General features: G+C 71.4%; 11 protein-coding genes. 3 read left to right on the forward strand and 8 right to left on the reverse strand.

What is annotated here, in order from left to right:
- Positions 1-13 precede the first annotated feature (13 nt).
- Positions 14-838 carry a hypothetical protein gene (locus IE250_RS18810; RefSeq protein ID WP_189670842.1) on the reverse strand — a complete coding sequence of 275 codons (825 nt, stop codon included), beginning with the start codon at positions 836-838 and terminating at the stop codon, positions 14-16.
- A 324-nt stretch (positions 839-1162) separates the two neighbouring features.
- On the opposite strand from IE250_RS18810, the gene IE250_RS18815 reads away from it, so the two are divergent.
- On the forward strand, positions 1163-2332 hold the full coding sequence (locus IE250_RS18815; RefSeq protein WP_189670843.1) for a hypothetical protein: 1170 nt from the start codon (positions 1163-1165) through the stop codon (positions 2330-2332).
- 83 nt (positions 2333-2415) lie between these two features.
- On the forward strand, positions 2416-3927 hold the full coding sequence (locus IE250_RS24650) for a hypothetical protein (protein WP_229872585.1): 1512 nt from the start codon (positions 2416-2418) through the stop codon (positions 3925-3927).
- 282 nt (positions 3928-4209) lie between these two features.
- Here the strand turns inward: IE250_RS24650 and IE250_RS18825 are convergent, their stop codons facing one another.
- From IE250_RS18825 to IE250_RS18860, 7 genes are all read right to left on the reverse strand, one after another.
- Positions 4210-5688, reverse strand: coding sequence for a hypothetical protein (locus IE250_RS18825; protein WP_189670844.1), 1479 nt, complete (start codon positions 5686-5688; stop codon positions 4210-4212).
- 102 nt (positions 5689-5790) lie between these two features.
- Positions 5791-5943 carry a sigma factor-like helix-turn-helix DNA-binding protein gene (locus tag IE250_RS24655; protein WP_229872586.1) on the reverse strand — a complete coding sequence of 51 codons (153 nt, stop codon included), beginning with the start codon at positions 5941-5943 and terminating at the stop codon, positions 5791-5793.
- Between the two features lie 176 nt (positions 5944-6119).
- Positions 6120-7280, reverse strand: a complete 1161-nt coding sequence (locus tag IE250_RS18835; protein ID WP_189670846.1) for an endo-1,4-beta-xylanase — start codon at positions 7278-7280, stop codon at positions 6120-6122.
- 573 nt (positions 7281-7853) lie between these two features.
- On the reverse strand, positions 7854-10370 hold the full coding sequence (locus IE250_RS18845; RefSeq protein WP_268247847.1) for a polynucleotide kinase-phosphatase: 2517 nt from the start codon (positions 10368-10370) through the stop codon (positions 7854-7856).
- On the reverse strand, positions 10363-11760 hold the full coding sequence (locus tag IE250_RS18850; RefSeq protein ID WP_189670848.1) for a 3' terminal RNA ribose 2'-O-methyltransferase Hen1: 1398 nt from the start codon (positions 11758-11760) through the stop codon (positions 10363-10365). Before IE250_RS18850 ends, IE250_RS18845 begins: the two co-directional genes overlap by 8 nt.
- A gap of 168 nt (positions 11761-11928) precedes the next feature.
- A complete protein-coding gene (locus tag IE250_RS18855) occupies positions 11929-12858 on the reverse strand; it encodes a cold-shock protein (RefSeq protein ID WP_189670849.1) in 930 nt (309 codons plus the stop codon).
- A 10-nt stretch (positions 12859-12868) separates the two neighbouring features.
- Positions 12869-13279: a hypothetical protein gene (locus tag IE250_RS18860; protein WP_189671133.1), complete on the reverse strand. Its 411-nt coding sequence runs from the start codon at positions 13277-13279 to the stop codon at positions 12869-12871.
- Between the two features lie 42 nt (positions 13280-13321).
- Here IE250_RS18860 and IE250_RS24665 point away from each other — a divergent pair, with 42 nt between their 5' ends.
- Complete coding sequence (locus tag IE250_RS24665) at positions 13322-14368, forward strand: HAD domain-containing protein (protein WP_229872587.1); 1047 nt, start codon at positions 13322-13324, stop codon at positions 14366-14368.
- Positions 14369-14489: the final 121 nt, after the last annotated feature.

Here is a 14489-nt window from a genome sequence, read left to right on the forward strand (position 1 = left end):
TGCGTCACCCCGGTCACACTACAAAAGCGACCACGGCGGCCACCAGGGCCAGCGCGATGCCGACCCAGGCGAACGTGGTGGCGGTAGCCACCTTCCTGGTCGCGGCGTCTGCCGCCGCACGGGCCGCGGCCGCCGCGGTCGCGGCCGAGTCCGCCGCTGCCCGGGCCGCTTCCGCGACGGCGTGTGCAGCGGAGAGGTCGGTGCGGAGCGTTTCCACGCTCGACGCCAGCTCGTCGAGGCGGCCCTGCAGCCGGGTCGCCTCCTCGCGGGCCGACGCCGCGGCCCGCTCGGTCGAGGAAGCCAGCTCGTCGAGCCTGCCCTCGAGCCGGGACGTCAGCTCGGCCGCTGCCTTCTCCTGGGCGGCGGTCTGCTTGGCGACAAGCTCCCGGAACTCCGCGCCCTGTTCCTTCAGCGCGACGGTCAGCTCGGCGCGGACCTCCTCCGGGGTCAGTGGCTTGTCCGGCCTGGCGAGGTAGGCGTCGGCCCACGTCCGGCGCGACCTGCTCGGCCTGCCGGAGCCGGACCCGGCGCTCTCGACGACCGCGTCCTTCTCCTCGTCGGTCAGGCGGTCGAGCGCCTCGGCCGCCGCCTTGACCGCCGGCGGCGTCTCGACGGGGACCTTGGCGCCCTTCGGCGTCGTTCCCTGGGGTTTCATCGGCGTCCTGGCCCCCTTGGGCGCCGCGGCGGACGCCACGGGTGCGGCGTAGTCCGCGTCCTCGCTGTCGCTCGACGCGGACTCCGGGATCTTGATGGGCTTGGTCAGCAGAGCCCGTAGGCGGTCCATCCGCTCAGTTTTCTCGCCGCCCTCGGTCTGAGGCGCGTCGCTGTCACTGCTCATGGGGGAAACGTACTGCTCTGCCCGTTCTAGGTCGACTACCTCGGCGGAGTGGCGTTTCTCCTGTGCGGATACTTCACCCCGGCTGGACCGTGGTGGACAGGAATGGCCTTCCGAGGCCACCTGAAACCCATACTTTGCCCGACGCGATTGGGTCAGAGCGGGGACATGGTCTACCAGCGCGCGAGATGGCGCGGGTGAAATCCCGTGCGCCACCCGCAGGTCAGCACGTTTTCGCGACGCGCACTGGTTTTCACCTGTTGCGTGTCGTTGTGGCTCGGCGCAGATTGGGTCTTGTCCTACGTGACGTTTCAGGGGGAGCAGGCGATGACGAACGACCAGGACCGCGCGCAGGGGGCTGCTCGCCTCCGACGCTGGGTCCTGCGCGCTCTCGGCGCCTCGGCCCTGACGGCCTGCGGTCTCGCGGGCGGCGTCGGCCTCGCGTCCTCTGCCTCCGCGCTCGGCGGTGTCGACGACCTGCTGGGCGACGCGACGGGCACAGTGAAGGGCGCGGTGACCCAGGTTGTGGACACCGTGGCGGAGCCGGCCGCCGCATCTGTGGAGCCAGCCGCGGAGCAGGCGACCACGTTCGTGGCCGTAGCCAAGAAGCCACTGACGGACGCCGCGAAGCCCGCGCCCGAGACCAAGAGCACGATGGCGGCAGCCGCGAAGCCCGTGGCCGACGTGTCGAAGCCCGTCGCAGAAGCCGTCGAGCCCGTGGCGGAGGCCGTGAAGCCCCTGGCCGACGTGACCAAGCCCGTGACCGAGGCCGTGAAGCCCGTCGCGGAAGCCGCACGGCCCGTGACCGAGGCCGTGAAGCCGGTCGTAGAAGCCGCACGGCCCGTGACCGAGGCCGTGAAGCCGGTCGTAGAAGCCGCACGGCCCGTGACCGACGTCGTCGGCGGGGTGGCGGCGCCGGTCGTCAAAGCCCTGGAGCCTGTCACCCGCCCGGTGCTGCACACCGCCGGTGACGCCCTGGTCCCCGTGCTCGACCCGATCCTTCGCCCCGTCGGGGCGGCCCCCGCCCCCGTCGTCGATCCGTTCGTCCCGGTCCTGACAGACGTCGAGCTCGACGTGCCGACACCGCCGGGCCTGGCCGGGCTCACGGGTGACGACGGCATCCTGACGGGCGGCGGCGGGTTCGTCGGCCTGCTGGGGCCGACGACCACCGCCGTACACATGGCGGCCTTCGTGCTCGCCGCGGAGGGCTCTGCCTTCCGGTTCCTGGCCACCGCGATCGTCCGTGCGGTCGACCTGGTCAGGCCCACCTCTGGTGGCGTCCTGACGCTCGCCCTGGGCGGCGGCGGCGAGCTGCCCTCCGGGACGAGCGGCGCCGGAGCCGGGGCCGGTGGCTCCCCACTGCGCTCGGCCGAGAACGAGATAGCCGTGCTCGCGTTCCTCGCGCTCGTGGTCCTCCGCTCCTGGATGCTCGCCTCCGCGGACACGCGGACGGCGCACCCTCGCACCTTCCACGAGGTCCCAGTCGCTCCTGCCTGACGGGATCGGGTCGCGCCCCTGAGGTGCGGCACGCAGCCGACCGCATCCGCCGTCGGCAACCCGTAGCAAGGCAGGAGAATCCCATGTACCCATTGGTCCGGCGCGCGCTTCAGACAGCGCTCGTCACAGGCGGCCTGGTGGTCGCCGGGGCAGTAGTGGCCCACGCGGCAGAAGCAGAAGTCACGGCCACGGTCCAGACCGCGGTCGAAGAATGGGCCGTCGTGGACGGCCTCGTGGAGGACAGCTCGACGGGCGGCACCGTCATCGGCGATGGCGGCCTCGTGGACGACGTCGTCGGCCCGGACGTGCCGACGACCGGTGTCACCGACGGGCTCGTCGGGGCCCTCGAGGACGACGTCGCCTCCGTGATCGACGACCTCGGCGGCGAGGCACCCGTCGACGACACGCTGGAGAACGTCGCCGGTGAGAACGGGCTGGTCGACGACGTGCTGGAGGACGGCACACCCGTCTCCGACTCGGTCGGCGCGGTCGTGGCCGAGGACGGCCTGGTGGACGACGTGGTCGGGTCCGACGAGCCGACCGACGGTGTGACGGACGGCGTCGGCGACGCCCTGACGGACGACGTCGAGACCGCGGTCGACGACCTGCTGAACAGCGAGACGCCAGTTGCCGACACCGTCGAGAACGTCGCCGGTGAGAACGGGCTGGTCGACGACGTCGTCGAGGACGACCCCGCGCTGGACGCGTCGCCGGTCGACGACGCCGTGGACGGCGTGCTGCCCGACGGCGGCCTGGTGGACGACGTGGTCGGGCCGGACGCGCCGACGGACGGCGTCACCGACGGCGTTGCCGACGCACTGGTGCAGGACGTGGCCGGTGAGTCCGGCGTCGCCGACGACCTCGCCGCGGGCGACGTGACGGCCGTGGTCGAGGACGTCGTCGCCGAGCAGGGCGTGCTGGACGACGCCCTCGAGGACGGGACGCCCGCCGCCGATCTCGTCGGCGGGGCTGCCGGCGAGGACGGCACCGTCGACGACATCGTCGGTGGGGACGAACCCACCGAGGGCGTGACGGACGGCGTCGCGGACCTCGTCGTGGAGGACGTCGAGCAGACGCTCGGCGCCGCGGCCGCGTTCCGGCCCCGGGCTCTCGTGGAGGGGGTCGTCGGTTCGGACGGCCTGCTGGACGACCTCGTCGAGGACGCTGCGCCGGGGACGGACCCTGGCACAGACCCCGGGACCGACCCCGGAACCGACCCGGGCACCAGCCCGGGCACCGACCCCGGGTCCGACCCGGGCACCGACCCCGGAACCGACCCGGGCAGCAGCCCGGGCACCGACCCCGGGTCCGACCCGGGCACCGACCCCGGGTCCGACCCGGGCACTGACCCCGGGTCCAGCCCGGGCACCGGCACGGCCGGCGGGGACCCGTCGTTCGTCGCCAACCCCGTCATCAGTGGCGGCCCTGTCCCCGGCCTGACGGCCGGGCGGACGGGCGCCACCGTGGCGGGCCTGCCCGCCGTGATGGCCATGACCGGCGCCGTGGGGGCGGCACCGGTCATGGCGGTCGCGGTACTGCTGCTGGGCCTCGGCCTGGCGGCAGTCCGGCTGCGTCGTCGGTGGTGCCGCGTGTGAGCGCGGTACGACCCGACGCCGCCTGACGTAGGGCGCGGCGCGGTCCCGGGAAACCGCTGGGGGGTGGCCCGAGACTCGCACCGCAACCTGCGCCAGAGAGGAGCTCCGGGCGCCGAGGCACCTCTGGGGGGTGCCTCGGCACGGAGTCTGAGCCCGATGACCGCGAAGGTCTCGGCGTCGATCACCTCGACCTCGCCCCGACCAAGACGGCCAAGGAGACCTGCCCGATCACCAAGGCCCTCGGTGGCGTCGGCGAGATCACCCTCACCCGCGGCGCTCTGATCAGGGTGTGAAGTCGAGCACGTCCTCGGCGACCGCAAGGACCGACCAGACGTTGCCGTCGGCGTCCCGGAGCTCGTAGGCCGGGAGCAGCAGCACCGCGCCGTCCGGCATGTACTGCTGCGCCACACCGAGACGGCCCGACGTGATCGTCACGTCAGTCACCGGCCAGGCGATCTGGGCGCCCGGGGTCGGGGTGGGGGGCACCGTCGGGTTCGGGGCGGGCATCATGTCGCTGCTGGCCGTGTCACCCTCCGCCGCGGCGCGGGCGTCCGCCGCCTGCGCGATCACGCCGCCCGAGGCGCCGAACCGCGGGTCACCCAGGCGCTCCACGGCCTCGGCCTCGCTCACCACCGGGTACTGGCCGAGCGAGATCGTCTCCGCGAGGAAGCCGTACAGGTTCGCGATGCCGGACGCCGACACCGACGCGCTCCACGACAGCCCCGTGCGCTGCCCCTCGACCACCTGCCACGCCGTGACGTAGCGCCACGGGTCGCCTTCGTACGACTCGCCCGCCTCCAGCTCGAAGCCCGCAGGGTCGACGCCGAGGCGGTCCATCACGTCCCGCAGTGCCGCGACGGCGTCGCCCATGGCCGGGGCCGCGTCGGGCGGCACGGTCGGGCAGTCCGGGGCCGGGAGGATCTCCGAGCTGTCGGTGCCTCCCTCGCCCGTCGTACCTGGCTCGGCCTTGCCCGGGAAGACCGGGCAGGACCACGGGTCGCGCGCCGGGTCGTAGAAGTCGAAGCTCCCCGAGCCGTCCGCGTAGACGTGGACCGTCGGGCCGCTGCCGTCGGCCGGGCCGACCACCCAGGAACCACCCTCCTGGCGCGGCTCCCCGGAGGCACCGAGCGTGTCGCCCACACGGCGCGCCGTCTCGGCCGACAGGACTCCGGCGGGGTCGAGGCCGAACGCCTCGGCCTCCGAGCCCGACGTCGACAGGCCTGCACCCGCGTGGAACACGGTGCGGCCCCAGAAGCCGTACGGGTACGACGACTTCTGGTCGGCACTCTCGGCCGCCATACCCGTGTCCGTTGCCGCCATCGGTCCGGGCGCCGGCTCGGCGCCGCGCGAGTCCGCCGCACCGACCGGGGCGTCCAGCGTGATCGGCGCCTCGGCCGTGCTCTCGCCCACGCCGTCGGGGCCACCGGCCCCCGCGGCGCCCGCCAGGTACCCGCCGCCCCCGACGGCGACGAGGGCCACCGCGGCGGCCGCACCGAGCCATCCGGTCCGACGCCGGGCACGCCGCGCGGCGAGCTCGTCGCCCGGCACCGGCGTGCCGGCGTCGCTCTGGCTGGCTGCGCCCAGGCCGGCCGTGCCGGCGTCGTCCGCGGGCTGCGCGTCGACCTTGGCACGCAGCACCATCGGCGCCGGGTCCGCCGCTCCCGCGGCAGGGTCGGCGGCGGCCGGCAGCTCGAACGCCTCGTCCTGCCCCGGCACGTCCTGGCCCTGCACGCCGGGGTCGCCGTTCTCGTTGGTGTCCATCGTGGTCCTCCGTGCTGAACGCGGGGGCCGGGGCGGTCCCACACCCGTCATGTGTGCCGTGCGGGCCTGCTCTTGCGGTTTCCCGCAGTTGCGGGCGGGCTGTCAGCCGCGCGAGACGCCCAGCACCTGCGCGAGCCCGTCGCCGGACAGGCCGTCCCAGGCGACGAGGAGCAGGATCCGCCGGTCGCGCGGCGTGAGGCGGGCCAGCACCTGGCGGACGCCGTCGTCCGCGAGCGTGAGCGTTGCACAGTTCAACGTCTGAGGATCGCCCGGGGGCCGGCCTTGTCTCCTGACCCGGCCAGACGCCGATTGACCTCCGGTAACGCCTCCCTTTCCCGCGGCTGGCGCGCGAGGCTTGCCTTCGACCGTGGAAGCCGGTGGCGCGTGGACCTGGCAAGGCCCACACGCCACCGGTACCTCACCAAGTGGTCTTACCGGTTCAGACCCGGGGGCGTGCGCGGGGACGTGGTGGGGGTGGCATCGGTGAGACTCTCGAGCAGCGCGTGGTACGCGGGCTTCTTCTGGAACTCCTCGGTCATGATCGTCGCGTAGCCCTCCGGGAAGACGCCCGGGACCCAGGAGCGCGCGTCGTCGAAGCCCCAGACCGTGTAGCTCGAGCAGGCCGGGCCGACGTCGAGGCAGCCCTCGAGCAGCTTCTTGTACCGCTCCGCCTGGAGCGCGATCTGCTCGACGGTCGGCTCCCCGTCTTCGCCGAGCGGCATGCGCACGTCGGCCTCGGTGACGGCCACCTGCAGCCCGAGGTCCGCGAACCGCTCGAAGTTCTTCGCGATCGATTCGTCGAAGCCGTACTGCAGGCTCAGGTGACCCTGGGCCCCGAAGCCGCCCAGCGGCGCGCCGTCGGCAAGCAGATCCTTGGCCAGGGCGTAGTAGGCGTCGGTCTTGTTGTTGATGCCCTCGGCGTTGTAGTCGTTGAGGAAGAGCACCGCCTCGGGGTCCGCCTCGTGCGCCCACCGGAAGGCGTCACCGAGGAGCCCGACCGGGTCCTCGGCGCACGCCTTGAGGAAGGGGTTGGCCTCGGTGCGCAGCTTCACGCCGCCGGCGTCCCAGTCGTCCTGGAAGATCTCGTTGGCCACGTCCCACTCGTAGATCTCGCCGGCGTAGCGGCCGACGACGGTGCGGATGTGGTCCTCGAGGACGTCACGCGCCTCCTGGCAGGTCCAGTCGGCGCTGGCGTCGATCACCCACTGCGAGTTCTGGCCGTGCCAGAGGAGCGTGTGCCCGCGGACCTCCTGGCCGTTGGCCTTCGCGAAGGCGACGACGGCGTCGGCGCCGGAGAAGTCGTAGACGTCGGGCTCCGGGTGGACCTCGGCCCACTTCATGTCGTTCTCGGGGGTCAGCGAGCTGAACTCGGAGCCGAGGATGTGCTGGAACTCAGTGGGGTTCTCGGGGTCGTGGTCGAGGAGGTCACGCTGACCCCACACGGCACTGCCGATCTTGAGATCACGCGGCGCCTCGGAGCGCAGGGTCGGTTCCGCAGGGTGGGCCTGGGCCGCAGCCCCCGCTAGTGCGAGAGCAGTCAGGGCCGACGCCGAGACGGCGGCCACTCGCCTCATGGTCGTGGAATGGGACATCGTTGTTCCTCTCCGATCGGGTTCCGACGACCTCGGACACGTCGCGGAACGAGTCGGACGATATCGATGTCGACAACGATTTCGCAAGGGGGGGGATCGGTGGGCCGCAGGCTGTCTGGGGCTCCGATGTCCGGGGCGCGGCGGGCGGTACAGGCCGAGGCGCCGGATCCCGCCTGCGACGCCCGCGTCATCGCCAAGGCCGGCTAGGACGCCGAGCCCGCCGAGGCTGGATCACCCAGCGTACGGGGCGTCTCGATCGCCGTTCAGTCAGGGACCTTGCGACCTCAGCCTCTTCAATTCGGCCAGTAGGTCAGGGATGTCCTGGCGAGCTGCCGCGATGAAGTCAAGGTCCTGTGCAGACGCTGGGCGTAGACCGGACGATGTGTGTCGCGAGACGTACATGTCAGGCCCGTCAGCGTCATCACCGACTTGGATGAAGTCGTCGCCGCTCCGATGGTCGCGCCCCTCGATGAAGGACTTCCATGGTCCGGGCGAGGCGGCCTTGCAGCGAGCCTCGATGGCATCCAGCTCCGCGTCGTCCAACACACCTCCCAGTATCCGACGCCCCTGCACCTACAGCCGCTGGTCGACAGGCTCCGACTCGAGGGCCAGGACGGCGAACGCCATCTGGTGGACGCCCCACAGCGGCTCGCCCGCGACGAAACGCGTGAGCGCCTCGAGGCCGAGACCGTGCTCACGCAGTGCGAGGTTCCGCTTCCGGCCGAGCGCACGTTCACGCAGGACGTCGAGCGAGTCGGTGTAGTCCGGCCCGTAGATGATCCGCAGGTACTCGCGCCCGCGGACCTTGAGCCCGGGCTGGGAGCGGCCCGCGGCGACCAAGGGCTTGACGACCATTCCCTCGCCACCAGATCCGGTCAGGTCCAACCACCACTGGATGGCGTCTGCCTTCTGCTCCTCGGACGACAGGTCCACGAACCGGTGCCTGGTGTGAGCGATCAGCGGATCCGTCAGCCGGCCGATCGTCTCCAGGTGCCAGCGGTGCGACTCCGTCACGGCGAGCGGACGGCCCTCGGCAGCGAGGATCTGGAAGGGCGCGAGCGTGACGCCGCTGAGCCCCTCCGTCGGACGCACGTACGCCGCGTACGCATGGCGGTAGGCCTCTGCGTTCGCCGCGCGTCGCATCACGCGGTCTCCGAGCGCAGTGACGTCGAGCCCGCGTGCCGCTGCGGCGTCGATCACGCCCGCCGCTGCCGGCAGGGCTTCCCTCGCGGCGGCTCCGACCGACGCGTACTGGTCCCGGATCAAGGACATGGCCTTGGCCGACCAGGGCAGCAGCTCGCAGTCGAGCGCGAGCCAGTCGGTGTCCAGCTCCTCGAACAGGGGCGCGACCGCCGTACGCACCCGGTCGACGAGAGCGCCGCCGTCCGGGAAGAACGAACGCCCGGTCCGCGTGTACACCACGCCCGTGGTGCCGTCCGCGGCGCCGAACCGCTTCTCGGCCGCGATCTCGTCGCGCGCGATGACGGCGATCGCGCGTGAGCCCATGTGCTTCTCCTCGCACACGACCTCGGTCACGCCGGTGGCGGCGTACTCGCCGAACGCCTGCTCGGGGTGTTCCAGGAAGCCCGGGCGCTTCGACGTCTGAGCGGGCGCCATCGTCGGCGGCAGGTAGATCAGCCAGCGCGGGTCGACGGCGAAGCGGCTCATCACCTCCAGCGCCGCGGCAGCGTTCTCCTCCGGGATCTTGACCCGGCCGGCCGTCGTGGTCGTCAGCCACCGGGTCCCGATCACGTCGTCGATGGAGAACGCGGTCGGCTCCCGGTCGACGACGCCCACGAGCGGGCGGGCGGGCGCGTACCACTCGCGCTCGGCGGGGACAGTTACGATCTCGCGGGTCGGGTATCGCAGCGCGGTCAGGTGCCCGCCAAACACCACACCGGTGTCCAGGCAGATGGTGTTGTTGATCCACTCCGGTTCGAGGACCGGCGTGTGCCCGTACACGACGGTCGCCCGGCCCCGGTACTCGCGCGCCCAGGGGTAGCGGACGGGCAGGCCGTAGTCGTCGGTCTCACCCGTCGTGTCGCCGTAGAGCGCGAACGAGCGGACGCGACCGGAGGAACGGCCGTGGTACGCCTCCTTGAGCCCGGCGTGAGCGACGACGAGGCGACCGTCGTCGAGCACGAAGTGACTGATCAGGCCGTCCATGAACGCCCGGGCGGACGCGCGGAAGTCCTCCGGCTCGCCGGCGAGCTGTTCCAGCGACTCCGCCAGACCGTGCTTGACCTGAACCTTGGCGCCCTTCATCGCGCGAACGAGCTTGGCTTCGTGGTTGCCCGAGACGCACAGCGCCGCGCCCGACGCGACCATCCCCATGACGAGCCGCAGCACTCCCGGGGTGTCGGGCCCGCGGTCGACGAGGTCGCCCACGAACACCGCGGTGCGACCCTCAGGGTGGCTTGCGTCGACGGCGTGCCCTGCGGCGTCGCACGTGATCGACCAGCCGAGAGTGTCCAGCAGCGTGCGCAGCTCTGAGGCGCATCCGTGCACGTCACCAATGATGTCGAAGGGTCCGTGCAGGTCCCTGCGATCGTTCCAGGGCCGTTCCCTGCTCAGCGAGACGTTCTCGATCTCCTCCACTCCGCGCAGGACGTGGACACGACGGAACCCCTCCTTCCTCATCCGGCCGAGGCTCCGGCGGAGGTCTCGCTGCTGCCGGGCGACGACCTGCGGGCCGAACTCGCGCTCCGGACGCTGCCGGTTGCGCTCGACGGCGACCGACTCGGGGACGTCGAGCACGATCGCGTCGACGAGAACGTCATGCTCCTTGGCCAGCTTGATCAGGGACGCACGAGCGGGCCCCTGGACGTTGGTCGCGTCGACGACGGTGAGGAGCCCGCGCCGCAGCCGGGTGCCGACGATGTAGTTGAGCACGTCGAAGGCGTCGGGCGTCGCGGCCTGGTCCGTCTCGTCGTCGGCGACGAGCGCACGGCAGAAGTCACTCGAGATGACCTCGGTCGGCTTGAAGTGCCGCCGGCCGAAGGTCGACTTGCCGCTGCCGGACACTCCGACGAGCAGCACGAGTCCCATCGTGGGCACGCTGATCTCCGGGCGCGCGGTCGTCTCAGTCACGGAGGAACACCGCCATCTGCGTCGGGGTGCCACGCTCCGGGTCGACGTCGCCGATGCCCCTGAACTGCGCCGTGTATCCGTGCACGGCCGCGACCCTGCCCGCCCACGACTCGAACTCCTGCCGGCTCCACTCGAAGCGATGGTCCGGGTGGCGCATACCGGTGAGCCCTTCGTAGTTTGCGTTGTACTCGACGTTCGGAGTGGTCACGAGCACTGCACCGGGCCGGGCTGTTCCGAAGACGACGCGTTCGAGAGCTGCGAGGCGAGGCGGGTCGATGTGCTCCACGACCTCCATCAGCACCGCCGCGTCGAACCCGCCGAGCCGGGCGTCCTCATAGGTGAGGGCACCCTGAAAGAGGTGGATGCGGGAGGCCTGACGCTCGCCGAGCTGGTCGAGGCGGAGCCGCCGGGCAGCGATCTCCAGGGAACGAGAGGACACGTCAACACCGGCGACCCGCGTGAACGACGGCTCGCGTACCAACTTGGTGAGAAACTGCCCGGGCCCGCATCCCAGGTCGATCACGGACTTCGCCCGTAGGTCGAGAAGGGTCGAGAGCACGGCCTCGTGGCGCTGCACGTTGAGCGACTCGCGCCGCTCGGCAGGCTGTGCGATCTCCTCTTCCTCGGCCGGTTCGAGTGCGTCCTCGACGTCGTCCCCCAGCTCGGCGAGCCTGGTGAGCGCGGTGCGCGTCAGCGCGGACCTGCGCCCGAGGTATCGGCGGGCGATCAGCTCTCGCTCCGGGTGCCTGGCCAGCCATCCCTCGCCGGAGCGCAGCAGCTTGTCGACCTCGTCGGTTCCCTGCCAGTAGTGCTTCGACTCGTCCATCACGGGCAGCAGGACGTGCAGCTGGTTGAGGGCGTCGGCGAGTCGCACCGTGCCCGTCAGGGTGAGCTTGACGTACCTCGAGGCACCCCACTCCGGGAAGCGCTCGTCGAGCGCGACGGGCGTCGCGCTAACCTGCCAGCCGAGCGGTTCGAAGATCCGATGTGCAGTCTTCGGACCGCCTCGGCAGGGCAGGACGGGAATCACGATCTCGAGCGGGATGGCTGAGTCGGCCACTTCCTGGCGCGTGTCGCAGCGGCCGCTACGGGCCGTGCTGAACACATCAGCAAGGGCGACCCCGAGCAGTGACGACGCGGCGTACGAACGGTCGTTGACGTACTGCGCGAGGCTGAAGTCCGGCGTGATGCGACCGGCCGACCGTGCCAGCCGGACCGGATCGATCTCAAGGAGCAGGGCGGCGGTGCACCGCTCGTCCGTGGCCTCCGGGTAGAACACCGTCGCGGTGCCGAAGGACTGCTTGAACTCCTGAACCCTGTCGGGGTGCTTGTACAGCAGGTAACCGAGGTCGGTGGCCGGCTGGTGCGTTGTCGTCAGGGTCAGGAACACATGGGCATTCTGCCTGTCACGACCCGGCCACGGCACCTTGTTTCGACCACCACCACAGAAATCGGCCCTCCGCATACGGCATTCGGACCGCTACGGCTCGTAGCGGTTTTCCTGCGGCGCGCTGTCACGACTGATCTACGCGTCGCAGTCCTGGTGGGACATCACAGCTCACACCAGTTCGACACTGTCGGCCTGCGGCCCCCGGTCACTCTGACGCACCTTGAATCGGACCCGATCACCCTCCTCCAGGACCTCGGCGCCCCGCACGACCGACACGTGCACGAACAAGTCCGCGCCCCCGGCATCGGGGGTGATGAAGCCGAAACCGCGCTCCGCGTCGTAGCGCGCGACGGTGCCCTCACCTCCGCGCACAGGCCCGCCCGATGCCGCGGGACGGCTCGACCGACCGCGGTCCGTGGCCGCGCGCACACTCCCGGAGCCGCGCACGAGCTGCACGTTGCGGGCATTCGGCCCCTTGTCGCCGTCGACGACGTCATACGTCACGCGTTCACCCTCGGAGAGCTCGGTCAACCCCGGGCCGAGCGCACTGACGTGGACGAAGACGTCCTCGCCACCCGAGTCGGGAGCGACGAACCCGAAGCCCTTGGTGTCGTCGTACCAGGACACCGTGCCGTCCGCGCCGTCGGCTGCCGACTGTGCAGCCTTCGCCCCGAGCGGTAGCAGGTGGTCCGCCTGCGGCCCTTTCTCCCCGTCGACGACGAGGAACGCCACCCGTTGCCCCTCCGAGATCACACCACCCCCGACGATGGCCGAGCTGTGCACGAAGATCTCGACGCGACCGTCGTCGGGCGTGACGAAGCCGTATCCCTTGGCCGGCTCGTACCAGGTGACGGTGCCGAGCACGCCCACGGGCGCGTCGGCGGCCCGGTCGCCCGTGACACGGACGCGGCGCGCCTGCGGGCCACGCTCACCCTCGCCCACCTCGAACTCGACGGCCTGCCCTTCGCGGAGAAGCTTCGGTCCGTCGTCGCCGACGATCTCGGACGCATGCACGAACAGGTCCTCGGCCTCGTTCCCGAGGTCGATGAAGCCGAACCCTCGGTCGGCGTCGAACCATCGGACAGTTCCCTGGGGCACTTAAGACTCCTCATCTCGGCAGACATTGCTGTCGTCCAGTGTCCCTGACAGAAGCCCAGACGGATGGGGCCAGCCGTTTCCGGCGTAGCTCCTGCTCGCACGGTCGAAAGACTGCGAGAGCTCGCCAGCGACGTCCACGAGGACACCGCAGTCCGCCAGCGTCTCGCACCCGATCGCGCCCAACCGGCCGGATCACGTCGGCGGCGAGTGCTTGCAGGCGCCACGACGTCGGATCAGCGCCGATCAGCGGCGCCAGCAGCACTGCCGCGCGGTCCGGGTCTCCCGACCACAAGGCGACGAGCACCTCCAGTGCCCGGTCGGTGGCGGCCGCCGCCCGGAACGCGCCTTCGTCCTCAAGTACAGGCAGCAGGGTGGCGGGGTCGATGTGCAAGCCGGGCCCACCGTCGATTGCACTGGTCATGGCGGTCATTGTGCTCTGCGGCGGCCGGTAGGGTGCCAGTCCGTGACGCAGCGACCGATCGTGTTCCTCGACATCGACGGCACTCTCCTGCCGCTTGGCCCCGGCGACCGCTCTCTGGCCGTCGACGACCCCGGGGCGTGGCGGGCACAGTCCAACCCGCAGCTCGGCAGGCTACGCCGGGCCCCCAGCTACGACCTGGTCCGGCTCGGGGGCGAGCTGGTTTGGGCCACCGCGTGGGGGCAGGACGCGAACGAGGTCGTCGCGCCGATCTTGGCGCTGGGGCAGCTGCCGGTCGTCGACTTCGAGGAGGACGACGACGTCCCGGTGCCCGGCGGGCTGCACTGGAAGACGGCGTCCCTGGTCCGGCACGCTGGAGGGTGTCCTTTCGTCTGGCTCGACGACGAGATCCGTGACCTTGACCAGCAGTGGGTCGAGGCGGCCCACCCCGGTCCAGCGCTCCTGCACAGGGTGAGCCCGACGTCCGGCCTGACTGAGGACGACCTCGCCTTGGTCAAGGCCTGGGTGCAGGAGATTGCAGGGCCGCCCCTTCCCGACGTCGTGCCGCCGCCCCTGCGCGCCATCATGGACGCCTGGTACGACTACGACAACGGGCGGGGCGTCGCCTTCGAGCCTTACCTGGAGCTCGAACCCGTCGCGGAGACCGGCTGGTGGTTGCGGCACTGGACGGGGAACCCGGACGTGACTGGGGAGGAGTTCCGTCCGTTCGGGCAGGATGGCGGGGGCGGGTACGCGTGCTCGTGGATGATCCGCGAGGGTGCGGACCTGGTGGACCAGCCCGTGGTGTACCTCGGGTCGGACGGCGACGTCGCAGTCCTGGCCGCCGACGCCTGGGACGCGCTGTGGTTCTTCGCCCACGGGTTCGGGCCGCACGACGTCCCGAGCGAGTTCGAGCCGGGCGAGCGCTACTTCAAGCCAGACCCGGACCGGACCGTACGCCCCCACGTCGAGCTCGCTCAGGCCGCCGACCGGCTTGCCCCGGGGCGCCGTCGGGCCGTGGATCAGATCGTCGCCGACGCGACGGTCGGGCTGCCCGACCTGCGCACGTGGGTCGACGACCTCTGCCGCTGATCGTCCTGCCCGGTGGGCGGCCGAGCGGTCCGGGCAGCCGGCATGCTGTCAACGCGAGCTTCGATGGGTCGCTACGCTCGCTCCCCGTGCGGCAAATCGAACCAGTCCCGTGGCATGGCGT

The sequence above is a fragment of the Promicromonospora soli genome (genome assembly GCF_014653785.1).
Taxonomy (GTDB): domain Bacteria; phylum Actinomycetota; class Actinomycetes; order Actinomycetales; family Cellulomonadaceae; genus Promicromonospora; species Promicromonospora soli.